The 21,969-nt window shown below is 67.6% G+C and carries 21 protein-coding genes and 1 pseudogene; 14 read left to right on the top strand and 8 right to left on the bottom strand.

The window, feature by feature from the left end; genetic code table 11:
- Nucleotides 1–98 precede the first annotated feature (98 nt).
- The 3 genes from ccoG to Tchl_RS16215 are packed head-to-tail and all read left to right on the top strand — an operon-like array spanning nucleotide 99 to nucleotide 2,317.
- A complete protein-coding gene (gene ccoG, locus Tchl_RS16225) occupies nucleotides 99–1,517 on the top strand; it encodes a cytochrome c oxidase accessory protein CcoG (RefSeq protein WP_075149274.1) in 1,419 nt (472 codons plus the stop codon).
- Between the two features lies 1 nt (nucleotide 1,518).
- On the top strand, nucleotides 1,519–2,028 hold the full coding sequence (locus Tchl_RS16220; protein ID WP_075149273.1) for a FixH family protein: 510 nt from the start codon (nucleotides 1,519–1,521) through the stop codon (nucleotides 2,026–2,028).
- A 52-nt stretch (nucleotides 2,029–2,080) separates the two neighbouring features.
- A complete protein-coding gene (locus tag Tchl_RS16215) occupies nucleotides 2,081–2,317 on the top strand; it encodes a hypothetical protein (protein WP_075149272.1) in 237 nt (78 codons plus the stop codon).
- Between the two features lie 75 nt (nucleotides 2,318–2,392).
- Here the strand turns inward: Tchl_RS16215 and Tchl_RS16210 are convergent, their stop codons facing one another.
- Nucleotides 2,393–2,836 carry a universal stress protein gene (locus tag Tchl_RS16210; RefSeq protein ID WP_075149780.1) on the bottom strand — a complete coding sequence of 148 codons (444 nt, stop codon included), beginning with the start codon at nucleotides 2,834–2,836 and terminating at the stop codon, nucleotides 2,393–2,395.
- Nucleotides 2,837–2,963: 127 nt separating this feature from the next.
- Between Tchl_RS16210 and Tchl_RS16205 the strand changes: the two genes are divergently transcribed.
- A complete protein-coding gene (locus Tchl_RS16205) occupies nucleotides 2,964–4,373 on the top strand; it encodes an MBL fold metallo-hydrolase RNA specificity domain-containing protein (RefSeq protein ID WP_075149271.1) in 1,410 nt (469 codons plus the stop codon).
- A gap of 149 nt (nucleotides 4,374–4,522) precedes the next feature.
- On the opposite strand, the gene Tchl_RS16200 is transcribed toward Tchl_RS16205, so the two are convergent.
- The gene (locus Tchl_RS16200) at nucleotides 4,523–5,206 is read right to left on the bottom strand and encodes a Crp/Fnr family transcriptional regulator (RefSeq protein ID WP_075149270.1); all 684 of its coding nucleotides are present in this window, start codon (nucleotides 5,204–5,206) and stop codon (nucleotides 4,523–4,525) included.
- 92 nt (nucleotides 5,207–5,298) lie between these two features.
- On the opposite strand from Tchl_RS16200, the gene Tchl_RS16195 reads away from it, so the two are divergent.
- Nucleotides 5,299–5,679 (top strand): SirB2 family protein, encoded by a 381-nt coding sequence (locus Tchl_RS16195; RefSeq protein ID WP_075149269.1) that lies wholly within the window; start codon nucleotides 5,299–5,301, stop codon nucleotides 5,677–5,679.
- A gap of 36 nt (nucleotides 5,680–5,715) precedes the next feature.
- Here the strand turns inward: Tchl_RS16195 and fnr are convergent, their stop codons facing one another.
- The gene (gene fnr, locus Tchl_RS16190; protein ID WP_075149268.1) at nucleotides 5,716–6,456 is read right to left on the bottom strand and encodes a fumarate/nitrate reduction transcriptional regulator Fnr; all 741 of its coding nucleotides are present in this window, start codon (nucleotides 6,454–6,456) and stop codon (nucleotides 5,716–5,718) included.
- A gap of 139 nt (nucleotides 6,457–6,595) precedes the next feature.
- On the opposite strand from fnr, the gene hemN reads away from it, so the two are divergent.
- On the top strand, nucleotides 6,596–7,987 hold the full coding sequence (hemN, locus tag Tchl_RS16185) for an oxygen-independent coproporphyrinogen III oxidase (protein WP_075149267.1): 1,392 nt from the start codon (nucleotides 6,596–6,598) through the stop codon (nucleotides 7,985–7,987).
- 192 nt (nucleotides 7,988–8,179) lie between these two features.
- Nucleotides 8,180–8,887: a sulfite exporter TauE/SafE family protein gene (locus tag Tchl_RS16180; protein ID WP_075149266.1), complete on the top strand. Its 708-nt coding sequence runs from the start codon at nucleotides 8,180–8,182 to the stop codon at nucleotides 8,885–8,887.
- 102 nt (nucleotides 8,888–8,989) lie between these two features.
- Here Tchl_RS16180 and Tchl_RS16175 read toward each other — a convergent pair.
- Nucleotides 8,990–9,319, bottom strand: a pseudogene (locus Tchl_RS16175) (MerR family transcriptional regulator); the annotation flags it as partial.
- A gap of 72 nt (nucleotides 9,320–9,391) precedes the next feature.
- Between Tchl_RS16175 and Tchl_RS16170 the strand changes: the two are divergent.
- The 4 genes from Tchl_RS16170 (at nucleotide 9,392) to Tchl_RS16155 (ending at nucleotide 13,666) form a co-directional block, all read left to right on the top strand.
- The gene (locus Tchl_RS16170; protein ID WP_075149265.1) at nucleotides 9,392–11,737 is read left to right on the top strand and encodes a heavy metal translocating P-type ATPase; all 2,346 of its coding nucleotides are present in this window, start codon (nucleotides 9,392–9,394) and stop codon (nucleotides 11,735–11,737) included.
- A gap of 46 nt (nucleotides 11,738–11,783) precedes the next feature.
- On the top strand, nucleotides 11,784–11,996 hold the full coding sequence (locus Tchl_RS16165; protein ID WP_075149264.1) for a heavy-metal-associated domain-containing protein: 213 nt from the start codon (nucleotides 11,784–11,786) through the stop codon (nucleotides 11,994–11,996).
- A 41-nt stretch (nucleotides 11,997–12,037) separates the two neighbouring features.
- Nucleotides 12,038–12,565 (top strand): inorganic diphosphatase, encoded by a 528-nt coding sequence (gene ppa, locus Tchl_RS16160; protein ID WP_075149263.1) that lies wholly within the window; start codon nucleotides 12,038–12,040, stop codon nucleotides 12,563–12,565.
- Between the two features lie 204 nt (nucleotides 12,566–12,769).
- The gene (locus Tchl_RS16155) at nucleotides 12,770–13,666 is read left to right on the top strand and encodes a DMT family transporter (RefSeq protein WP_075149262.1); all 897 of its coding nucleotides are present in this window, start codon (nucleotides 12,770–12,772) and stop codon (nucleotides 13,664–13,666) included.
- Nucleotides 13,667–13,711: 45 nt separating this feature from the next.
- Here Tchl_RS16155 and Tchl_RS16150 read toward each other — a convergent pair whose 3' ends face one another.
- The 4 genes from Tchl_RS16150 to Tchl_RS16135 form a co-directional block, all read right to left on the bottom strand.
- Nucleotides 13,712–15,859: a putative bifunctional diguanylate cyclase/phosphodiesterase gene (locus Tchl_RS16150; protein WP_075149261.1), complete on the bottom strand. Its 2,148-nt coding sequence runs from the start codon at nucleotides 15,857–15,859 to the stop codon at nucleotides 13,712–13,714.
- A 158-nt stretch (nucleotides 15,860–16,017) separates the two neighbouring features.
- Nucleotides 16,018–16,671: a response regulator gene (locus Tchl_RS16145; RefSeq protein ID WP_075149260.1), complete on the bottom strand. Its 654-nt coding sequence runs from the start codon at nucleotides 16,669–16,671 to the stop codon at nucleotides 16,018–16,020.
- Between the two features lie 6 nt (nucleotides 16,672–16,677).
- Nucleotides 16,678–18,171, bottom strand: a complete 1,494-nt coding sequence (locus Tchl_RS16140) for a hybrid sensor histidine kinase/response regulator (protein ID WP_075149259.1) — start codon at nucleotides 18,169–18,171, stop codon at nucleotides 16,678–16,680.
- Nucleotides 18,171–19,682: a sensor histidine kinase gene (locus tag Tchl_RS16135; protein WP_075149258.1), complete on the bottom strand. Its 1,512-nt coding sequence runs from the start codon at nucleotides 19,680–19,682 to the stop codon at nucleotides 18,171–18,173. Before Tchl_RS16135 ends, Tchl_RS16140 begins: the two co-directional genes overlap by 1 nt.
- Nucleotides 19,683–20,051: 369 nt before the next feature.
- Here Tchl_RS16135 and Tchl_RS16130 point away from each other — a divergent pair, with 369 nt between their 5' ends.
- From Tchl_RS16130 to Tchl_RS16120, 3 genes are read left to right on the top strand one after another with little or no spacing between them, the layout of a single operon-like run.
- Nucleotides 20,052–21,227 carry a methyl-accepting chemotaxis protein gene (locus tag Tchl_RS16130; RefSeq protein WP_146060738.1) on the top strand — a complete coding sequence of 392 codons (1,176 nt, stop codon included), beginning with the start codon at nucleotides 20,052–20,054 and terminating at the stop codon, nucleotides 21,225–21,227.
- A gap of 14 nt (nucleotides 21,228–21,241) precedes the next feature.
- Nucleotides 21,242–21,607, top strand: coding sequence for a response regulator (locus Tchl_RS16125; protein WP_075149256.1), 366 nt, complete (start codon nucleotides 21,242–21,244; stop codon nucleotides 21,605–21,607).
- 7 nt (nucleotides 21,608–21,614) lie between these two features.
- Entirely contained in the window at nucleotides 21,615–21,959 is a 345-nt protein-coding gene (locus Tchl_RS16120) for an STAS domain-containing protein (RefSeq protein ID WP_232311611.1), read from the top strand.
- The last annotated feature ends 10 nt before the right edge of the window (nucleotides 21,960–21,969 follow it).

Genomic DNA, 21,969 nt, shown 5'->3' with positions numbered 1-21,969 from the left:
GCGCCGATTCAAGCAATAAACGTGCTTACATCCCGGGAGGAGGGGGCCTTCCCGGGCTATTCATACAATAACAACAAGCATCCACCGGCAAGGCGACCATGAGCGGCCCATCCCGACAGCCAGCGCAAACGAGTTCTTCTCCCCAAGACACCCTTTACGAGGCGCGCAAGAAGCTCTACGTGCGCACCGTCAGCGGCGTGTTCGCCAACTGGCGCTGGGTGATGGTATGGCTCACTCAGCTCGTCTTCTATGGCCTGCCCTGGTTGTCATGGAACGACCGGCAGGCCGTGCTGTTCCATCTCGCCGAACGCAAGTTCTACCTCTTCGGCTGGGTGTTCTGGCCGCAGGACGTGTTCTTCCTCGCGGTCCTGCTGATCATTTCAGCCTATGCCCTGTTCTTCTTCACCGCGATCGCCGGCCGGTTGTGGTGTGGCTATGCCTGTCCGCAGACGGTATACACCGAAATATTCATGTGGATCGAGCAGAAGATCGAAGGCGACCACATCCGCCGTCAAAAGCTCGACCAGGCCGAGATGAGCGCACCCAAGGCGCTGCGCCGCGGGGGCAAGTTCCTGGTCTGGGGGCTGTTCTCGCTGTGGACCGGGTTCACCTTCGTCGCCTATTTTTCGCCGCTGGAGGAATTGCTCCGTTCCATTCCCGTGTTCGGCTTCGGCCCCTGGGAACTGTTCTGGATCCTGTTCTATGCGGCGTTCACCTACCTGTTCGCTGGGGTGATGCGCGAACAGGTGTGCACCTACATGTGCCCCTATGCGCGCTTCCAGGCGGTGATGTTCGACCCCGACACGCTCGTCATCACCTACGACGAGGAGCGCGGCGAGCCGCGCGGGGCGCGCAGGAAAGGCATCGATCCGAAGGCGGTGGGCAAGGGCGACTGCATCGACTGCGGCATCTGCGTCCAGGTCTGCCCGACCGGGATCGACATCCGCAACGGCCTCCAGTACGAATGCATCGGCTGTGCGGCGTGCATCGACGCCTGCGACCAGGTCATGGACAGGATGAACTACCCGCGCGGCCTGATCCGTTACTCGACCGAAAACGCCGTCAAAAAGCACTGGGGGCGCAAGGAAATCGCCGCTCACGTGTTTCGCCCGCGGACCCTGATTTACGGCGTCATCCTCGCGCTGCTCTGCGTCGCCTTCGTCTGGGGACTGGCGGTGCGCGATCCCTTGCGCGTGGACATCATCCGCGACCGCGCCTCGCTCGGGCGCGAGATCGAAGGCGGCTTGATCGAGAACGTCTATCGTTTTCAGGTGATGAACATGACCGAGGCGCCGCGTACCTTCCACCTCGAAGTGTCCGGCCTGCCCGGCGCGCGGATCGGCAGCGGAGAACGGGTCGAGGTCGCACCGGCGGCGACCGGCGCGCTCACCGTACAGGTGCTCGTGCCCTACGATGCCGGCCAGCCCGGCGCCAATCCCGTCGCCTTCCGCATTACCGCCGAGGACGATCCGGGACTGAGCCTCGAAGAACGAACGACCTTCCTGATTCCGCGTTGAGATGAATACGACCTTGACTCAAAAGACTCCTCCGCCCTGGTACCGCCAGGGCTGGCCGTGGTTCCTGATCGCCTTTCCCGCGATCGCGGTGATCGCCGGCGTGATCACCTTCGTGATCGCGGCGAAGACCTTCGATGGCATGGTGGTGGACGACTACTACAAGGAAGGGCGGGCCATTGTGCACACCATCGAGCGGGTCGAGCGCGCCCGCGAGCTTGGCCTGATCGCCGCCCTGCAGGTACGCAGCGAATCGATCCGCATCGAAATGGGCGCGGCACTTCCCGCCGATGTGCCGCAGCGGATCGTCCTGACCATCGTCCATCCGACGCGCGGGGGGCAGGATCAGTCGCATGTCCTCAGTGGAACAGCGGGCGTGTTCGAAACCGGGTTGAAAACCCTGGCCACGGGACGCTGGCTGTTCGTGATCGAAGACGAGGCGCAGCACTGGCGCATGAGCGGATCGGCCTACCTGCCGACCGAGTCGGCAATCACGATTGCTCCGGATGCGTGACTTCCGCGGTGCGAGCACGCCGGGATGACGCAAACGACGAGAGGGAGGTCCGATGCAAAAGTGGATACAGGTGCTGTGGCCCTCATTCCTGGTTGCGGCCATCGCTGAAGCGGTTTTTTTTCTCGTGATCGATCCCCGCACGCTTTACCTGTTCGGCGAACCCGTCGACTTCGGGCCGGTCGCGACCTATTCGATCGCCTTCTTCTGCTTCTGGCTGGTCTGCGCGGCCTCGAGCCTGGGCACGGTCTTCCTGCAGCGCTCTGCGCGCCAGATCAACCGCAAACGATAGCCCGCCGGCATCGAAAACAGGGCGGAATCGCCCCGTGCCGGAGCCATTCCGCCCTGCGCTGTGGGTGCCGGCTGGTCAGCGGCAGACCAGAACCGGGGTCTTGCTGTGGGTGAGCACTTTCTGCGTTTCGCTGCCGAGCAGCAGGCCGGCGATGCCGCGGCGCCCGTGCGAGGCCATGAAGATCAGGTCGCAGCCGTGGCGGTCCGCGGCGTCGATGATGGCCTCGTAAGGGACTTCATTGACCAGGGTGTCGGTGTCGGCCGAGACGCCTGCGGCATCGGCCGCCTGTTTTGCCTTCGAGAGGATGCCCTCCGCTTCGGCGGCGGCCGACTTGGCGAACTGCTCCGGAGTGGTGGGATCGATCAGGGCACCTTCGCCGTAGATCGGCATCGGAAAGTCGGGCTGCGCGTAAAAGAAGGTGATTCTCGCTCCCGCCTCCTTGGCGAAGGATACGGCGCGAGCGGCCGTGGCTTCGGAGAGGGCGGATCCATCCGTCGGTACGAGGATATGCTTGAACATGGCGAGGCGTCCCATTGGGTTGTTGGTGCTTCGATTATAGCGACGGGCAGCGGTTTGCAATGATTGACGAGGATCAAACACGCATACGATCGACTGCCGCACAGTCCCTTCCAACAGAGGTGCGGACATGAAACTCACTTTTTATGGGGCAGCCGGCGAGGTCACCGGTTCCTGCCTGCGGGTAGACCATGAGGGCGGGAGCTTCCTCGTCGATTGCGGTCTGTTCCAGGGCGGGCGCGAGGCCGATCGCAAGAATCGGCAAGCCCTCGATTTCGACCTGCGAGGGATCGATTTCGTCCTCCTCACCCACGCCCACCTCGATCACAGCGGGCTGGTACCCCGGCTGGTGGCGCTCGGCTACAAGCGCTGCATCTACGCTACCGCGGCCACTGTCGATCTGCTCGGCGTCATGCTGATGGACTCGGCCCACATCCAGGAAAAAGAGGCCGAATGGGCCTTGCGCAACGCCCGTGCGCGCAAGGCCCGACGCAGGGTGGAGCCGACCCCACTGTATACCGTGGAGCAGGCGCGGAGCAGCCTGGGGCGCTTGCGTGCGGTTTCCTACGATACGCCGTACGAGCCGGGGCCAGGGGTGCGCTGCCGTTTTCGCGATGCCGGGCATATCCTGGGCTCCGCCGTGATCGAGATCGAGATCGACGTCGGGGGGCATACCCGCAGCCTGGTCGTGTCCGGCGACCTCGGCCAGCCGATGCGTCCGGTGCTCCACGACCCGACCCCGATTCGCCGCGCCGACTACCTGTGCATCGAGTCCACCTACGGAAATCGCGCCCACCGCTCCTTCGATGCTACATGCGTCGAACTCGCCGCCATTTTGCGCCATACCCTGCAGCAGGCTGGCGGCAATGTCATCATCCCGGCCTTTGCCGTCGGCCGCACCCAGGAAATGCTGTTCGTGCTTGCCGAACTCGTGCGCTCGGGGCGCATCGAGCGGCTCGATGTCGTGGTCGACTCGCCGATGGCCGCCGCGGCGACCCAGTTGACGGTTCGTCATGCCGACCTGTGGGACGACGAGACTCGCGAGTTGTACGCCTGGACACAGCGCAACACGGACCGCTTCCGGCTGCGTTTCGTCCAGGACGTCGAGGAGTCGATGGCACTCAACAGCGTCGGTGGCGGGCTGGTGATCATCTCGGCCAGCGGGATGTGCGACGCCGGGCGCATCAGGCACCATCTGCGCTACAACCTCGGCCGCCGCGAATGCGCGATTGTCATCACCGGCTTCCAGGCGGCGGGCACCTTGGGGCGGCGTCTGGTCGATGGCGCACGCCAGGTCAGCCTGTTCGGCGAGCGCATCACGGTGCAGGCGCGCATCCACACCATCGGCGGTCTGTCGGCGCACGCCGACCAGCCTGCGCTGCTGAACTGGTTGCGCCATTTTGAGGCGGCGCCGCGCAGGACTTTCATCGTGCATGGCGAGGCCGAAGCGGCGGCGGCGTTCGCCGTCGCTGCCGAACACGAGCTTGGCTGGCCCGCCCTCACGGTGGCCGAGCCGCTCGTCCCCTACCTTCTGGGTTGATCGCCTCACCGGGTGGAGGGGGCGCCGCGATGAGCGATGAAGGGTACTGCAGCGGGCGCAGCGTGGAAGCGGGGGAGTCGCCGTCGCTCCTGCACGCGCGCGCGGCAAGAAGCCGGGCGCAGCGCCGGCCGGTGGGTGAGGTTTCGCGCTCAGGCGTTGTAACGCGCCAGGCGGGCAGGGTCGTGCAAGGTGATGCGCTTGCCCTGCACACTGATCAGGCCGACTTCGCTGAGGTCGTGAAAGATACGCGACAGGGTTTCAGGGGTGAGGTTGAGGCGGGACGCAATCACCTGCTTGCTCGTCGGCAGCGAAATTTCGCAGGGTTCGTCACTGTCGGCGACCTGGAGCAGATAGCCGATCACGCGCTGCATGCTCGAGCGCAGCGAATAGGTTTCGACGTCCTGGATCAGGCCGTGGAGCCGGATCGACAGGCCGGCAAGGAGCTTGCTGGCAAAGGTCGCATCCTGTTCGATCATCTCGCTGACCACCGCCTGGCTGACATGCACCAGCACGGTATCGGCAAGGGCTTCGGAAAACACCGGGTAGGGGTGGTTCATGAACATCACCGCCTCGCCGAAACTTTGCATCGGGCCGATGATTTCGACGACCTTCTCGGTCCCTTGGGACGACGAGAAGGCCAGCTTGACCTGGCCCGACACCACGAAGTAGAAGCCGTGCGGCTGGTCTCCGCGCTGAAACAGCACTTCGCCGCGCGAGACGTGGCGTTCGCGGGTGTAGCGCGAAACGCGCTCGATGTCGGTGTCGGACAGTTCGCTGAACAGCGGGATGCGTCTGAGCAGGGCGGGTATGTCGAGCGGGGCATGGGGGGGCATCGGCGGGCTCTCCGTATCGAGGCGCAATTTTAATCGAGGCCGGGGCGCGGACTCGCACCGGAGCTCGGGTTTCTTTCGTTGAAAGGGGACGGATGTACTACACAATCAAGCATCTTCATGTGACCTGCGTCGTACTCAGCGCAACGGGCTTTCTGCTCCGCGGGCTGTGGATGTTTACCGGCAGCCCGCTGCTTCAGCGGCCATTGACCCGGGTGCTGCCCCACGTTGTCGACAGCCTGTTGCTGCTCAGTGCGATCAGCCTCGCGATCATGATCGGGCAATACCCGTTTGCGGCCGACTGGGTCACGGCGAAAGTCTTCGGGCTGATCGCCTACATCCTCCTGGGCACCGTGGCGCTCAAGCGCGGCAGAACGCCGGCGGTGCGGACCACCGCCTTCGTCGGTGCGCTGCTGGTGTATGCCTGGATCGTGTCGATCGCCATCACCAAGAACATGGCGGGGTTCTTCGCCTGAGTCCGGGCGGCGGGAAAACCTCCCCGCCGGCAGCGCTCAGCGCGCGCCTGGCTGGTGCTGGATGAGGCTCTTCAGCCGTGCCGGCTCGAGCAGGCGGACGTGCTTTTGCTGCACGGCGATCAGGCCTTCGTCCTGGAAACGCGAGAACGCGCGCGACACCGTTTCCAGTTTCAGACCGAGGTAGGAGCCGATCTCTTCCCGCGTCATGCGCAGGTTGAACTCCTGGGCGGAGAAGCCGCGCGCGGTGAACCGCTGCGACATGTTCAGCAGGAAGGCCGCCAGGCGCTCCTCGGCCCGCATTGAGCCGAGCAGCATCATCACCCCGTGATCGCGCACGATCTCGCGGCTCATCACCTTGTGGAACTGCAGCTGCAGCCCTTCGACCTCGTGCGACATCTGCTCGAGCTTGTCGTAAGGGATCACGCAGACTTCGCTGTCTTCGAGCGCGACCGAATTGCAGGAATGGACCTCGGTGCTGATCCCGTCCAGGCCGAGGATCTCGCCGGTCATCTGGAAGCCGGTGACCTGCTCGCGGCCGTCTTCGAGCAGCACATCGGTCTTGAACGAGCCGGCACGGATGGCGTAGATCGCCTCGAACGGGTCACCCGCGTGGTAAAGGTTGTGCTGGCGCTTGATCTTGCGTCGCGCACCGACGAGCTCGTCGAGGCGGTTCAGCTCGCTGTTGGACAGCCCGAAAGGCAGGCACAGCTCCACCAGATTGCACTGCGAACAGGCAGACTTGAGTCCGCTTACGGTAATTGGCACTGTCGCCCTCATCTGCACGATAATCCGGCCTCCCCGACAAATGACCCCGATGGAGACCCCGGGCGCCCGGCATTCCACACCCGTTGACCCACGTCAACCAAAAAAATCAGGCGTTCTGCCATTGTTCGTCACACACAGCAGCAGCTAGATCATGAAAAGCCAGAACGAACTCCTCTTCGATCCGCAACTGATCCGTAGATTCGATATCAACGGGCCGCGGTATACCTCTTACCCGACAGCGGACCGCTTCGTCGAGGCCTTCAACGCCGACGCACTGAAGGCCTGGCTGGCAAAACGGGCCATCGGCGGGGTAAGCAGACCGCTTTCATTATACTTCCACATCCCGTTCTGCAACACGATCTGCTACTACTGCGCCTGCAACAAGATCATCACCAAGGATCACGGTCGTTCTGCCAAGTATCTGAAATACCTGGCTAAAGAAATCGAAATGCAGGCTGCCTGCCTTGAGGGCAGCCGGCAGGTGACGCAGCTTCACCTGGGTGGAGGCACCCCGACCTTCCTCTCGCACGACGAGATGCGCGAGCTGATGGCTTCGGTGCGCGAGCATTTCACCCTGGTGCCCAACGGCGAATACTCGATCGAAGTCGATCCGCGCAAGGTCGATTTCGATACCGTCAAGCTGCTCGCCGAGCTCGGCTTCAACCGCATGAGTGTCGGCGTGCAGGATTTCGCCGAGGATGTGCAGCGGGCGGTCAACCGTGTGCAAAGTTTCGAGGAAACCCAGCTCGTCATCGATGCCGCGCGCCAGACCGGGTTCAAGTCGGTCAGCATGGACCTGATCTACGGCCTGCCCAAGCAGAACGTGATCAGTTTCAACCGCAGCCTCGAGCAGGTGCTGCAGATCTCGCCCGATCGCATTTCGCTCTACAGCTACGCCCACCTGCCCGGGCTGTTCAAGCCGCAGCGCCGCATCCATTCCAGCGACATGCCCAGCGCCGACACCAAGCTGCAGCTGCTGCAGCTGGGCATCCGCCGCCTCACCGAAGCGGGCTACGTCTACATCGGCATGGACCACTTCGCCAAGCCCGATGACGAACTCACCGTGGCCCAGCGCCAGGGCCGCCTGCACCGCAACTTCCAGGGCTATTCGACGCAGGCCGAGTGCGATCTGCTCGCCTTCGGGGTGTCGGCGATCGGCAAGATCGGCCCGGTTTATGCGCAGAACGTCAAGACCCTGGACGAGTATTACGACGCCCTCGACCGCGACGAGCTGCCGGTGCTGCGCGGCATCGAGCTGACTGCCGACGATCTGCTGCGGCGTTCGATCATCCAGGCGCTGATGTGCCACTTCGAGCTGTCGATGCAGTCGATCGAGATCGCCCATCTGGTCGATTTCCGCGATTACTTCGCCGAAGAGCTCGCCGACCTGAAGGAAATGGAAAAGGCCGGGCTGGTGAAGATCGAGGGCGACTGGATCACCGTACAGCCGGCCGGTCGCCTGCTGGTGCGTGGCATCGCGATGGTGTTCGACCGCTACCTGCGCGCCGACCGCGAGCGCGCACGCTACTCGCGGGTGATCTGACCCCGCCCTTCGCATCGACTGCCGGGGCGGCAGGCGGCCGACACGGGCCGGTCATGCGGGGCGGAAGCAGCGGTTGCGGGGCGTTGATTCCGCCGCTTCAGCGAAGCGAAATCGGGCGGGCAGGATGCTGCACTGCGGCGTAAAATGCCGCTTCAGCCATCCCTGAGACGCCTGCCCCATGCCCCGTGTGCCATGCCCGATACCGGCTATTTCGCTGTCTTTCTGATCGGCCTGCTCGGCGGCACGCATTGCGTGTCGATGTGCGGCGGCATCGTCGGCGCCCTCACCCTGCAGCTGCGCTCGCCGGGCAGCAAGCCGCAATGGTCGCTGCATCTGGCCTACAACCTCGGCCGCATCGCCACCTATACGGTGCTGGGCGGGCTGGTCGGCGCGCTCGGGTCGGTCGGCATGGTCTACGACGGTATGCTGCCGGTACAGATGACGCTGTACGTGCTGGCGAACCTGATGCTGGTCGCGCTCGGCCTCTACCTCACCGGCTTCACCCGCCCGCTGGCTCCGCTCGAGCGCGCCGGCCATGTCGTGTGGCGGCAGATCAAGCCCGCCACCCGCCGCTTCCTGCCGGCGCGTTCGGTGCGGCAGGCCTTGCCCCTTGGGCTGCTGTGGGGCTTCATCCCCTGCGGGCTCACCTACTCGATCCTCGCCACCGCCCTGGTGAGCGGCTCAGGCGCGCGCGGTGCCGGGCTGATGCTGGCGTTCGGCCTGGGCACGCTGCCCAACCTGCTGCTGGCGGGGATGCTGTTCCTGAAGTTCCGCGCGTTCACCCGCAGCAGCAAGGTGCGCCTGGCTTCCGGCCTGCTCGTGCTCGGCTTCGGCCTGTTCGGCCTGTACCACGCGCCCACCCTCGGTGGCGCTCTGTGGCGCGGTATTGTCTGCCTGTGAGCCTGCCGCAGCGGCTGACACATGGTCCCCTGACAGTGCGCGCAGGATCGGGCAGGGGGTAGCGGCGTCGCTGTGGCGGCAGCACTGCACCAGTTCGGCGAGCGCGTCGCGCATCTCCTGCAGCTGGCGGATGCGGGCTTCGATCAGCCCGATCTTGGCCTGGGCGGCGGCGCGGGCGCGCTCACGGTCGGTGTCGGCGTTGAGCGCCAGCAGGCCGTCGATTTCCTCGAGCGAGAAACCGAGCTGCTGGGCGCGGCGGATCGCCCGCAGGCGGGCGAGTTCGGCCGTGCCGTAGGCACGGTAGGCGCCGCGCGCGGGGGCCGGCTCGGCGAGCAGGCCGCGGCGCTGATAGTAGCGGATGGTCTCGACGCCGACCCCGGCGGCCCTGGCCAGGGTGCCGATGGTGAACGTCGGTGCGACATTCTGGTCCATGGATGTTGACTCCGTACTTCGGTACGGGGTTTACACTGCGCGTCATCGATCATCCGCGCAAGAGGGGCCGCCATGTCGCACGCCACGCTGAACCTGCCGCCGCACGCCACGCCGGTGCCGGCCGCTGATTCCCTGGAACTGGCCATCACCGGGATGACCTGTGCCGCCTGCTCGAGCCGGCTGGAAAAGGTGCTCAACCGCCTGCCCGGGGTTCAGGCCGCGGTCAACCTCGCCACCGAACGCGCCATCCTGCGCTTCGCCCCTGGCGCCCTGAGCCTGGAGCAGGCGATCGCCGCGGTCGAGCGTGCCGGCTTCGGCGCGAGCGACGCCCGCCGGCTCGAGCGCGAGGCCGAGCGCGCCCGCCAGCACGCCGTGTGGCGCGTCGAGTTCAGGCATTTCTGGATCGCCGCACTACTCACCCTGCCCCTGGCGGCGCAGATGCCGGCGATGTTCGGTTTGTGGCCGGGGGGCGAGATCCACCACGACTTCGTCCCGCGCGGACTGCAGCTGCTGCTCGCCACGCCGGTGCAGTTCTGGATCGGGGCGCGCTTCTACCGTGGCGCGTGGGCGGCGGTGAAGGGCGGGGGGGCGAACATGGATGTGCTGGTCGTGCTCGGCACCAGTGCGGCCTACGCCTACAGCGTGTTCGTGACCCTTGCCGGTCGCCACGATCTGCACGTCTATTTCGAGGCCTCGGCGATGATCATTACCCTCGTGCTGCTCGGCAAGCTGCTCGAGGCGCGTGCCAAGGCGCGCACCACCGCGGCGCTCGACGCCCTGCTGCGGCTGCAGCCGAAGATGGCGCGCATCGAGCGCGACGGCGAAGTGGTCGAGGTTCCGGTCGAGTCCCTGCGCCCGGGCGACGCCTTCGTGCTGCGCCCGGGCGACGCGGTGCCGGTCGACGGCATCGTCGAGCGCGGTGAGTCGGCGGTGAGCGAAGCGATGCTCACCGGCGAGAGCCTGCCGATCGACAAGCGCGCCGGCGACACCGTGTTCGCCGCCACGATCAACGGCAACGGCCTGCTGCGCTGCCGCGCCACCGGGGTCGGCGCGCACACCCTGCTCGCCGGCATCATCCGCCTGGTCGAGCAGGCCCAGGGCTCGAAGGCGCCGGTGCAGCGCCTCGCCGACCGCATCTCGGCGGTGTTCGTGCCGGTGGTGGTGGGGATCGCGCTGCTGACCTTCGCCGCCTGGTATGCCGCCGGTGGCGACTTTCAGCAGGCCCTGATCAATGCCGTCGCGGTGCTGGTGATCGCCTGCCCGTGCGCGCTCGGCCTCGCTACCCCGACCGCGATCATGGTCGGCACCGGCCAGGGCGCGCGCGCCGGGATGCTGGTGAAGAACGCCGAGGCGCTGGAACTGGCCGAGCGCATCGCCGTGCTCGCGGTGGACAAGACCGGCACCCTGACCGAAGGCCAGCCCGCGCTCAGCGACGTGGACCCGGTCGCGGGGTGGACGCGCGCGCGCCTGCTGGGGGTGGCGGCGGCGCTGGAGCAGGGCAGCGCCCACCCGATTGCCGCCGCGGTGGTGGCGGCGGCGAAGGCCGAAGGCGCGGCCCTGCCCGCGGCGGAGGCGGTGCGGGCGGTGGGCGGCATGGGGGTCGAAGGCCGGGTCGGGGTGGATGGTGCATCCCGTGCCGTGCTGCTGGGGGCGCCGCGCTTTCTCGCCGGGCGCGGGGTGGCCCTGCCTGACGGTGCCTGCGAGGCACTGGCCGCCGGCGGCCGGACCCTGGTCGCGGTCGCGGTCGATGGGGTCTTCGTCGGCCTGCTCGGCGTGGCCGACCGCGTGCGCGTGGACTCCGCCGCGGCGGTGGCGCGCCTGCAGGCGAAGGGGGTGCGGGTGGTAATGCTGACCGGGGATCATCCGGCCACTGCCGCGGCGATCGCCCACCAGACCGGCATCGCCGAGTGGCGTGCCGGCGTGCTGCCGGGGGACAAGGCGGCGGTGGTGGATGCGCTGCGCAGCGGTCAGGTGCTGGACGCGGGAATGGGGAACGAAACCGGAGAGGGCGCCGGGGATGGGCTCCGCTCAGGCCACGCGGCGGACGGCGCCGGCTCGGGCCGGGCGCCGCTGCGGGTCGGGATGGCCGGCGACGGCATCAACGATGCGCCGGCGCTGGCCGCGGCCGATGTCTCGTTCGCGATCGGGGTCGGTGCCGACGTCGCGGTCGAAGCCGCCGACATCACCCTGGTGCGCAACAGCCTGCACGGCGTGGCCGATGCCATCGACCTGTCGCGTGCCACGCTGTCCAAGATCCGCCAGAACCTGTTCTTCGCCTTCGTCTATAACGCCCTGGGCATTCCGTTGGCGGCGGCCGGCCTGCTCAACCCGGTGATCGCCGGTGCGGCGATGGCGATGAGTTCGGTATCGGTGGTCAGCAACTCCCTGCTGCTGCGGCGCTGGCGGGCCGGGCGCTGAACGGACGGGGGCAGGGGAACGGTATTTTCAACCAAGGAGCAAAACAATGAGCGAAGTGACGATCAAGGTCGAAGGCATGAGCTGCGGTGGCTGCGTGAACAACGTGACCGGTGTGCTGAAGGCGCTGGCCGGGGTGGACGATGCGCAGGTTTCGCTGGAAAACGCCTCGGCAACGGTGCGCTACGATCCGGCCAGAGTGTCGATCGAGGCGCTGCGCGCGGCAGTGGAGAATGCCGGTTTCGATTCCCCGGCAAGCTGACTCCCCCTATAATCCGCGCACTTTTTCCACGGGAGGGCATCATGGGTTTCGATCTGGTCAGCGCCGGCAAGGACGTGCCGAACGACATCAACGTCATCATCGAGATCTCCGCGCAGGGCGATCCGATCAAGTTCGAAGTGGACAAGGACAGCGGCGCGGTGTTCGTCGACCGCTTCATGGGCACCTCGATGCGTTACCCGCTGAACTACGGCTACGTGCCGCACACCATCGCCGGCGACGGCGACCCGGTGGACGTGCTGGTGGTCACGCCCTTCCCGCTCGCTCCGGGCGTGGTCATCCGCTGCCGCCCGGTCGGCGTGCTGAAGATGGAAGACGACGGCGGCGTCGACGCCAAGGTGGTCGCGGTGCCGGTGTCGAAGCTGACGCCGCTGTACGACAAGGTGCAGACCACCGCCGACCTGCCCGAGCTGCTGATGAAGCAGACGGTGCATTTCTTCGAGCACTACAAGGATCTCGAACCCGGCAAGTGGGTCAAGGTGCTGGGCTGGGGCACGGTCGACGATGCCAGGCAGGAAATCCTCAACGGCCTGGCTGCGGCCAAGAAGTAAACCCGTACTGCGCAGTCAGACTCGAAAGGCCCGTGATGCGGGCCTTTCGTCGTATACGGCCGCCATCTGCCGGGTGGGAAGGGGCCCTCGTCGCCGAGCCGGACCCGTTGCCGGCGCTGCAGCCGAGCGCATCCGGCAACCGCTGCCCGATCCGCTACGATGTCAGGCAAGCACCCCGCTCCTTGTGCAAGAGTCACCGAGTCAATGAGTTCTCCCCGTTCATCCTCCCTTGCCGTTTTCGCGCTGATCCTCCTTTCCCTGATCTGGGGCTACAACTGGGTGGTGCTGAAAAAAGTGCTCGCCTACGTGGACCCTTTCGATTTCTCCGCGATCCGCACGATCCTCGGCGCAGCGATGCTGTTCGTCGTACTGGCCGTGCTGCGGCGGCCGCTGGCGCTGGCGGCGCCGCGCCAGATGCTGCTGCTGGGCCTGCTGCAGACGGCGGCGTTCACCGCATTGATCCAGTGGGCGGTGGTGGCGGGAGGTGCGGGCAAGACTGCGGTGCTGGTGTATACGATGCCGTTCTGGGTCATACCGATGGCATGGTTCGGGCTGGGCGAACGGGTGTCCGTCCCGCAGTGGGTGGCGCTTGCCATTGCCGCCTGCGGCCTGGCGCTGGTCCTCGAGCCCTGGGCCTTGCGCGGCAGCCCGGTGAGCAGTGCGCTCGCGCTGGGCGCCGGTCTGACCTGGGCGGCGGCGGTCGTGCTGGCCAAGCGCATGCGCCGCGAGCGCGAGTTCGACCTGCTGGCGCTGACTGCCTGGCAGATGCTGTTCGGGGCGCTCGCCTTGTGCGTGGTGGCGGTACTGCTGCCGTCGCGGCCGATCGACCCCACACCTTACTTTTACGGTGCGCTCGTCTTCAATGCGGTGTTCGCCACCGGCCTGGCCTGGTTGCTGTGGCTGTACGTGTTGCAGCGCCTGTCGGCCGGGATGGCGGGCTTGTCGGCCCTGTGCATTCCGATGGTCGGTGTGCTTGCGGGCTGGGTCGAACTGGGCGAGCGCCCCAGCCGCACCGAGTTCGGCGGCATGCTGATGATCGGCTGTGCGCTGGTGCTGACCAGCCTGTGGTCGCTGTGGCAGGTGCGGCGCGTGCGGCGATGAAGGCGGCGATGGCGGGCGCGGCCCTCCCGGTGCGCGGAGCGGCGCTCAGCCGGGTGCGGGGGCGGAGCGTCCCGGCAGGGGCGTGGCGTAGGGTTCGCAGGGCGCGAACAGTGCGGTCAGGCGGGACAGGTCGGCAGCGGCGACCGGCGGGCTGAACAGATAGCCTTGCAGCGCATCGCAGCCGGCAGCGATCAGGGTGCGTTGCTGCGCCTCGGTCTCGACGCCCTCGGCCACCACCTGCAGGCCCAGACCGCGGGCGAGGCCGACGGTGGCGGCGATGATGGTGGTGCTTTTCGGGTCGGACGCGAGCTTGTGCACGAAGCTGCGGTCGATCTTCACCTTGTTGAGCGCGAACCGGCTGAGGTAGGCGAGCGATGAATACCCGGTGCCGAAATCGTCGAGCGCCACGCTGACGCCCATGCGGCTGATCGTCTCGACCTGGGCGGATGCGAATTCGGTGTCCGCCATCATCGTGCTTTCGGTCAGCTCGATTTCGAGCTGACCGGCAGGAAGCCCAGTGCGTGCCAGCACTTCGCGGATGCGTTCGGGCAGGGCGCCGGTGGCGATCTGGTGGGCGGAGACGTTGACCGCCACCCGCACCGGCGGCAGCCCGTCGTCCTGCCAGCGCCGGGCCTGGGCGCAGGCGGTGCGCAGCACCCAGTCGCCGATGTCGACGATGAGGCCGGATTCCTCGGCGACAGGCACGAATTCGGCCGGCGAGACCCAGCCGAGCACCGGGCTGTGCCAGCGCGCCAGGGCTTCCAGGCTGCGGATGCGGCCGTCGCGGGCGCAGAGCAGCGGCTGGTAGTAGAGCTGCAGCTCCCGGCGCTCGAGCGCCTGGCGCAGTTCGCTTTCGATTTCCATCCAGCGCCGGGCCTGGTTGTCCATGCCGCTGGTGAAGAAGTGCAGGCGGTTGTGATGGCCGTGCCGGATCGGCGCCCGGGCGGCTTCGGCCGCGCGCAGCAGCTCGGCCGCGCTGCGCCCGTCGTCGGGAAAGACGCTGATGCCCAGGCTTGCGGTGACGCTGATCTCGTGGCCGCCGATCATGCAGGGGCGGGCGATCTCGTCGAGGATGCGATGTGCGCAGGCGGCGATGGCGTCGGTGTCGGCGAACTGGGGAAGCAGCACGAGGAATTCGTCGCTGCCCAGCCGTGCCGCGCTGGCCCGCCCCCTGAGGCAGGACTGAATGCGTTCGGCGATGTGCTGCAGGAGCTTGTCTCCGGCTTCCTGGCCGAGACTTTCGTTGATCCGGCGGAAGCGGTCGAGATCGAGCAGCAGCACCGCGGCGCCGTCCTGATCGCTGTTTTCGGCGGCTTCGATCGCCTGCTGCAGGCGGTCCATGAACAGCTGCCGGTTGGCCAGCCCGGTGAGGGCGTCGTGATTGGTCAGCCAGTGGATGTGCGCTTCGGTCTGCTTTTCCTTGCTCAGGTCGCTGAACACGGCGACGTAGTGGGTGGGCAGGCCGTCGTCGCCCCTGACCGCGCTCAGCGTCAGCAGCTCGGGGTAGATCTCGCCGTTCTTGCGCCGGTTCCAGATCTCGCCGCGCCAGGTGCCGGTGGTGACCAGGGTGTGCCACAGGGTTTCATAGAACGCCGGGGGGTGGCGGCCGGATTTCAGGATGCGCGGGTTGCATCCGAGCACTTCCGCGCGGCTGTAGCCGGTGATGAGCTCGAAGGACGGGTTGACGTCGACGATGGTGCCCTGCAGGTCGGTGACCGTGATCCCTTCGCGCAGGCTGTCGATTACCTGCTGCGAGCGCTGCAGGCGGCGGGCGTGTTCGTCCGCGCTGCGCTCGGCTGCCCGCCGGGCGCGGCGCTGATGCACTTCGTCGAGCTCGCGCGCGAGCGCGGGGGCGAGCCGGGCGAGGTTGTCCTTCATCACGTAATCATGGGCGCCGGCGCGCATCAGACGGCTTGCCTTGTCGTCGCTGATTTCGCCCGAAACGACGATGAAGGGCAGGTCGAAGCCGGTCTGCTGCACGGCGTCGAGCGCAACCCCGGCATCGAAACCGCACAGCGAGTAGTCGCACAGCACCGCACTCCAGCGGCGCTGCTGCAGCGCCGAGCGCAGCTCCGGCTCGGTGTCGATCTGCACGTAATCGAACTCGAAGCCGGCCTTTCGCAGGTGGCGCACGATCAGTCCGGCATCGCTCGCATTGTCCTCCACCAGCAGCAGGTCGAGTTTGGTCGTCATCCGTGTGTCCCGTCTTTCGTGCCCGGTGAAGGCAGGATTGTCAGAGTGCCGATGCTACGGCAATCCGCACTCGTGTCCATCGGGCGGATTACCGAGGCGGCCCTAGGGGTGGGGAGGGGCGGGGCGAACCGGTGCGTCAGGGGGCGGCACCCGGGGAATCAGCGTCCCAGTACGATCAGGCCGCGGCGGGCCGCTTCGAGCAGCAGGTTGGCGATGTCGCGCACCCCCAGGCGCTCCATGATCTGGGCCCGGTGCGCTTCCACCGTCTTGACGCTGAGTTCGAGCTGGCGGGCGATCTCCTTGGTGCCGCGGCCGTTGCCGATCAGCTGCAGGATCTCGTTCTGGCGCGGGGTCAGCACGGCGGCAGGGCGTTCTTCGGTGGTGCCGCGCGCCAGCAGGTTGCCGACCACGTGGCGCGAGACCGCCGGGCTCAGGTAGACGTCGCCGCGCTCGACTGCGGAAAGCGCCATTTCCAGCTCGGCCACCGCCGCGTCCTTGAGCAGGTAGCCGCGCGCCCCGCAGCGCAGCGCCTGGTCGAAGAAATCGCCGGTGTCGTGCATCGACAGGACGATGACTTTCACCGCGCGGTGCTCTGCGGTGATCGCGCGGGTGGCGGTCAGGCCATCCATGTCGTCCATCGCGATGTCCATCAATACGATGCCGGGACGGTGCGCGCGCACCAGCTCGATCGCTGCCCGCCCGCCGCTGGCTTCGCCGACGATCTCGACCCGGGCCATCGTTTCGAGCAGCGCGCGGATGCCCGCTCTCACCAGGCTGTGGTCGTCCGCCAGCAGTACGCGCAGTTTGTCCATGGCGGTCTATCCTTGTGGGCTCTCGCCGGTTGCCGGCAGCACGACCCGGACCTGGGTGCCCCGGCCCGCGGTGGATTCGATCGCGACTTCGCCGCCGATCAGGGCGGCACGCTCTTCCATGCCCAACAGGCCGACGCTCCTGCCTTCGAGCATGCGCCGGCGCGCCTGGTCGACGTCGAAACCGTGGCCGTCGTCGTGCACGCCCAGCTCCAGGCGGTCGCCGTGCAGCCCGACTTCGATGCCCACGCGGCCGGCGTGCGCGTGACGGACGATGTTGGTGACGGCCTCCTGCATCAGGCGGAAGCAGACGATCTCGATGCGCGTGTCCAGCCGTGTCGAGCCCAGCGAGGAGCGGAACGCCAGCGCCAGGCCGGCGCGCTCGCACTGGCGTTCGGCGTGCCAGCGCAGCGAGGCTTCGAGCCCCATGTAGTCGAGCTGGGGCGGGCGCAGGTTGAGCGACAGGCCGCGGACCTGGGCGAGCGCTTCCTCGGTGATGTGGATCGCCGAAGCGAGCCGGCGGGCAGCCGGATCGTCCCCGATCGAGGGTGCCATGCCCTGCAGCTCGAGCTTGACTGCGGTCAGGGCCTGGCCGATCTGGTCGTGCAGTTCGCGCGCGACTTCGCGCCGCTCCGCCTCCTGGGCGTCGAGGATGCGGCCGGAGAGCCGGCGCAGGCGGGCGTTTGCCGTCTGCAGTGCTTCGCCGGCGGCCTTTTGCGCGGTGATGTCGTAGAGGGTGCCGATCAGGCGCGTGCCGCTGCCGTCTTCCGCCGTTGCGCGGGCGGCGCACTCGCGCACGTGGCGCAGGCTGCCGTCGGTGCGGAGGATGCGGTACTCGATGTCGAAACGCTCGGCGCCGGCCTGCAGCTCGCGGTGCGCCTGGCGCATGGCGCAAAGGTCGTCCGGGTGGATGCGGGTCAGCAGTGCATGGCGGGCGTGTTGTTCGTCGACGCGTTCGAGGCCGAACAGCGCATACAAGGTGTCCGAGCACCACAGGCGTCCGCCCGGAGGATCGATGCGCCACTGCCCCAGCCCGGCGATGCGCTGCGCTTCGCGCAGGCTCGCTTCGCTGTCGCGCAGCGCAGCGAGGGTGTGCCGGCGCTCGGCGCGCATCCGCGCTTCGCCGATCTCGCGCTGCACGGCCGGACCCAGGCGGGTGAGGTTGCCCTTCATCAGGTAGTCGTGGGCTCCGGTGCGCATCAGCTCGATCGCGGTCTCGTCGCCGATCGTGCCCGAGATGACGATGAACGGAATGTCCTGGCCGCTGCTGTGGAGCACCTCCAGCGCTGCGCGGGCGTCGAAGCCGGGCAGGCTGCAGTCGGACAGCACGATGTCCCAGCGGCTCTGATGCAGTGCAGCACGCAGCTCTTCGGCGGTCTCGACCCGGGCGTGGCGGACGTCGAAGCCCGCGCGCCGCAGCTGGCGGAACACGAGCAGGGCGTCGCTCTCGGAGTCCTCGACGAGCAGGGCGGCGAGGGGGGCGGTTGCCGGTGCCTCGCCCATCAGCCATGCCCTCCGGCGCTGCGGACGGCCGCCGGAGCCGGCCCCGGCGGTGGCGGCAGGGTGAAGTAGAAACAGGCGCCCCGGCCGCGCTCGGCGTCGGCCCAGATGTGGCCGCCGTGGCGCAGGACGATGCGGTGGACGATCGCCAGGCCGATGCCGGTGCCGGGGAATTCCTTCTCGGAGTGCATGCGCTGGAAGGCGCCGAACAGTCGTTGCGCATGGGCCATGTCGAAGCCGGCGCCATTGTCGCGCACGAAAAAGGCTTCTTCGCGCTGCTGCGTCGCCGGGTTTTCGGCCACGCAGCGCCCGAATGCGACCCGGGCCTGCAGTTCGCGGGCGGAAAACTTGCAGGCGTTGTCGAACAGATTGGTCAATGCGATTTCGAGCAGGCGACGGTCGCCCCAGGCTTTGATGCCGGGCTGGATATCGAAGTGGATGTCGCGCCCGCGACAGGCCTCGAGAGCGCGGGCGGCGACTTGTCCGGCGAGCGCCGGAAGATCGATCCACTCCTGTTGCAGTTCGTCGCGGGTGACCCGGGCCAGTTGCAGCAGGTCGGCGATCAGCAGGTTCATGCGTGCGCATTCGCCGCGCACGCGAGCGAGGTATTCATGGCCGCTGGCATCGAGTCGTTCGCCGCAGTCTTCGAGCAGGGCCCGGGTCCAGCCTTCGATGCCGCGCAGGGGGCTGCGCAGGTCGTGCGACACCGAATAACTGAAGCTTTCCAGCTCGCGGTTGGCGAGCGCCAGCTGGGCACCTTGCTGGCGCAGCGCGGCCATGGTGGTGGACAGCGATTCGGCCATGTGGTCGAACTCGCGGGCGAGGGTGCCGAGCTCGTTGGCACGGTGCAGACCGATGCGGTGACCGTAGTGCCCGGCTTCGATCGCGCGTGCGCCCTGTTCGAGCCGACGTGCCGGTTTCAGGATCTGGTGGCGGACGATGGTGAAGTTCAGCCCGATGGCGAAGGCGAGGGCGAGGATCAGGCCCAGCATCAGCGTTTCCTGCCGGTGCTGGAGCGTCGCAAGCCGCTGCTGGCTCTGCGCCATCAGCGTCCCGCTGCCTTCGGCGATGCGCTCGGTCAGGGCCACGATCCGTCGTGTCAGCTCGCGCTGGTGGGCCTGGTTCACCGGGTCGAAGACCCAGCTCGCGGTTTCGGCGACGCGGTATTCGACCAGGGTGTCGAACACCGGGGAGAGGACGGCGTGATCGTTGCGCAACTCGACCAGGGTCGCCGCACCCGGTGCGTCGTCGAGCAGATCGGTGGCGAGCAGGCGGGCCAGTTCGGCGTGGCTCTCGCGCCAGTCGACCTGGGCCTGAACGGAGGCGTTGTCGAGAAAGGTGGACGTGTGCAGGCGAAGGTGGGCGGTGCCTGCCGTCCAGATCCGGGTGGCGAGCCGGCTGCGCTCGAGCTCGAGGCGGAATCCGGCCGATGACTCCGTCCATGCCCACGCGATCGCCGCCACGGCCACGGTGGTGGCGGCGGCGATCAGCCATTGCTGTGTGCGAATCAGCACGGGGGGTCCTTCTTCCTCATCTTTTTGCCGTAGTCGGTATGGCGCGTTCGGGGGATGACGCCCCAACACTATCGGCCGGCCCGCGCCAAATCCTTAGAGGCGGGCGGGGAATTTTCCGGATTGCCCTGCCCGCTGCTTGCCCGCAGCATTCAGGGCGGGCGGCGGTGCGGGCGGCTTTTCCCGGAGGCGGCGATTGGCGAGGCGGGGATGCTATCGCAGTGGATGCGGGCCGGTCCATGGCCGCTGCGCCCGCTGTGCGGTTTTTCGCACCGGGCGGCGGCGCGGCGCGGGCCTTCGCCCAGCGGGTGGAAGGCGGGTAGCGACGGAAAACCGGGGCCACATCACGGAATGATCGAAAGGGAGTCGCGGGTGCTGTCACACATTCGGATCGGGGGCGCGTCGGCTGTCGCCAGAGGCGCGGCGACACTGGGGCCGGGGCTGCTCGGCGCAGGCGCCGTGGCCGTGTTCGGCGTGGGGCTGGCGAGCGCACTGCTGGCGGCCCTGCTGGCGCTGCTCACGCTTGTCGCGGGCACCTGGTTGTGGTGCGCCGCATTCCGTCCGCGGCCCGCGGCGGACGAGGCCGCGGGGGGGCACATCGCTTATGCCGAGAGCCTGGAGCAGGTGGCGCAGGTTTCGCTCGAACGCTGGAGCGGCCATGTCGAGCTCTCGCGCAGCCAGATGGAAACGGCGGTCGGTGAACTCGCCGGGGCGTTCGGCGAGATTCTCGACCGCCTCGGCGAGACCCTCGCCCGCTCCCAGGCCGCGGCCGCCCGTGGCGGTGAGGACAGCGTGGTCGGCGTGATCGCCGATGCGCGCGCGGAACTCGATGGCGTGCTCGCCGGGCTCGATGCCGCGCTCGCCGAAAAGCAGACCCTGTCGCAGGCGGTGGAGCGCCTGGGCAAGGTGACGGAAGACCTGATGCGGATGGCGGGCGAAGTCGGCCAGATCGCCAGGCATACCAACCTGCTGGCGCTCAACGCGGCGATCGAGGCGGCGCGCGCGGGCGAGGTCGGGCGTGGCTTCGCCGTGGTGGCGAGCGAAGTGCGCACGCTCTCGAACGAATCGGCGGCGACCGGCGAGCGGATCCGCGAAAAGGTCGAGCTGGCGCACGCCGCGATGGCCGAGGCGCAGGCGGCCGCGGCGCGCATGGCCGAGCGCGACGTGATTCTGGTCGATGAGTCGCAGGCTGCGATCGGGCGCGTGCTCGAGCGCTTCGACCGCGTCGGTTCGGCGATGGAGCAGAGCGCACAGGCGCTCGAGCGCAACGGTGCCGAAGTGCAGCAGCGCGTCGAGGGCGTGATCGTCCACCTGCAATTCCAGGATCGGGTCAGCCAGATCCTGTCTGCGGTCGGCGTCGATATGGCGCGTCTGGCCGGGCGCGTGGCCGAGGACGAATCGCGCCGGCGGCGCGGCGAGCTGCCGGCACCGATCGATGCCGCAGCCTGGGTCGCGGAGCTGGAACGCACCTACACCACGCTCGAGCAGCATGGCCGCAAGGGCGCGCCGGCCAAGGCCGCCGCGGGCGGGGAAATCACATTCTTTTAGCAGGAGAAGCATGGATGTCCAAGACCGTACTGATCGTCGACGATTCGGCGTCGCTGCGCCTGGTGGTGAGCATGGCGCTGAAGGGGGCGGGCTACGAGGTCATCGACGCCTGCGACGGGCGCGACGCACTGGCCAAGCTCAACGGGCAGAAAGTGCACCTGATCATTTCCGACGTGAACATGCCGAACATGGACGGGATCAGCTTCGTGCGCGAAGTGAAGAAGAACCCGGCCTACAAGTTCACGCCGGTGATCATGCTCACCACCGAAGCCGCCGAGGAGAAGAAACGCCTGGGGCAGGAGGCCGGTGCGCGCGCCTGGGTGGTCAAGCCCTTCCAGCCGCAGCAGATGCTGGCCGCGGTCGCCAAGCTGATCATGTGAGCGCGGCATGATGAACACGCAAACCCGGCCGGCCGGGCAGACCCCGCCGTCCCCTGCCGCCGCGTTCCGCCTCGAGCCCGAGGGCGAGCTGAGCATCTATTCCGTGACCGGGCTGCGCGCCGAGTGGCTGGCGGCGCTGCATGAGCACGACGAAATCGAGATCGACCTCGGCCGCATCGAAGAGATCGATACCGCCGGCCTGCAGCTGATGCTGATGGCCAAGCGCTGCGCGGGCAAGACCGTGCGCTTCGTCAATCACGCCGACGCGGTGCTGCGCCTGCTCGAGCTGGCCAACCTGGGCGGCGTGCTCGGCGACCCGCTGCTGGTCGCCGGCGCGGACGCGCCGCATTAGGAACGCACGA

The sequence above is a fragment of the Thauera chlorobenzoica genome, assembly GCF_001922305.1.
Lineage (GTDB): Bacteria > Pseudomonadota > Gammaproteobacteria > Burkholderiales > Rhodocyclaceae > Thauera > Thauera chlorobenzoica.
Note: the sequence above shows the minus strand (reverse complement) of the source record. Positions and strands in the feature narration are given on the sequence as shown.

Coding starts and splice junctions, on each gene's coding strand:
- fnr (WP_075149268.1), bottom strand. CDS start 6,456: ATGAGGGCGACAGTGCCAATTACCGTAAGCGGACTCAAGTCTGCCTGT.
- Tchl_RS16140 (WP_075149259.1), bottom strand. CDS start 18,171: ATGGGCGAGGCACCGGCAACCGCCCCCCTCGCCGCCCTGCTCGTCGAG.
- Tchl_RS16150 (WP_075149261.1), bottom strand. CDS start 15,859: ATGACGACCAAACTCGACCTGCTGCTGGTGGAGGACAATGCGAGCGAT.
- Tchl_RS16165 (WP_075149264.1), top strand. CDS start 11,784: ATGAGCGAAGTGACGATCAAGGTCGAAGGCATGAGCTGCGGTGGCTGC.
- Tchl_RS16220 (WP_075149273.1), top strand. CDS start 1,519: ATGAATACGACCTTGACTCAAAAGACTCCTCCGCCCTGGTACCGCCAG.
- Tchl_RS16180 (WP_075149266.1), top strand. CDS start 8,180: ATGCCCGATACCGGCTATTTCGCTGTCTTTCTGATCGGCCTGCTCGGC.
- Tchl_RS16205 (WP_075149271.1), top strand. CDS start 2,964: ATGAAACTCACTTTTTATGGGGCAGCCGGCGAGGTCACCGGTTCCTGC.
- Tchl_RS16125 (WP_075149256.1), top strand. CDS start 21,242: ATGTCCAAGACCGTACTGATCGTCGACGATTCGGCGTCGCTGCGCCTG.
- ppa (WP_075149263.1), top strand. CDS start 12,038: ATGGGTTTCGATCTGGTCAGCGCCGGCAAGGACGTGCCGAACGACATC.
- hemN (WP_075149267.1), top strand. CDS start 6,596: ATGAAAAGCCAGAACGAACTCCTCTTCGATCCGCAACTGATCCGTAGA.
- Tchl_RS16120 (WP_232311611.1), top strand. CDS start 21,615: ATGATGAACACGCAAACCCGGCCGGCCGGGCAGACCCCGCCGTCCCCT.
- ccoG (WP_075149274.1), top strand. CDS start 99: ATGAGCGGCCCATCCCGACAGCCAGCGCAAACGAGTTCTTCTCCCCAA.
- Tchl_RS16200 (WP_075149270.1), bottom strand. CDS start 5,206: ATGCCCCCCCATGCCCCGCTCGACATACCCGCCCTGCTCAGACGCATC.
- Tchl_RS16215 (WP_075149272.1), top strand. CDS start 2,081: ATGCAAAAGTGGATACAGGTGCTGTGGCCCTCATTCCTGGTTGCGGCC.
- Tchl_RS16210 (WP_075149780.1), bottom strand. CDS start 2,836: ATGTTCAAGCATATCCTCGTACCGACGGATGGATCCGCCCTCTCCGAA.
- Tchl_RS16195 (WP_075149269.1), top strand. CDS start 5,299: ATGTACTACACAATCAAGCATCTTCATGTGACCTGCGTCGTACTCAGC.
- Tchl_RS16145 (WP_075149260.1), bottom strand. CDS start 16,671: ATGGACAAACTGCGCGTACTGCTGGCGGACGACCACAGCCTGGTGAGA.
- Tchl_RS16155 (WP_075149262.1), top strand. CDS start 12,770: ATGAGTTCTCCCCGTTCATCCTCCCTTGCCGTTTTCGCGCTGATCCTC.
- Tchl_RS16170 (WP_075149265.1), top strand. CDS start 9,392: ATGTCGCACGCCACGCTGAACCTGCCGCCGCACGCCACGCCGGTGCCG.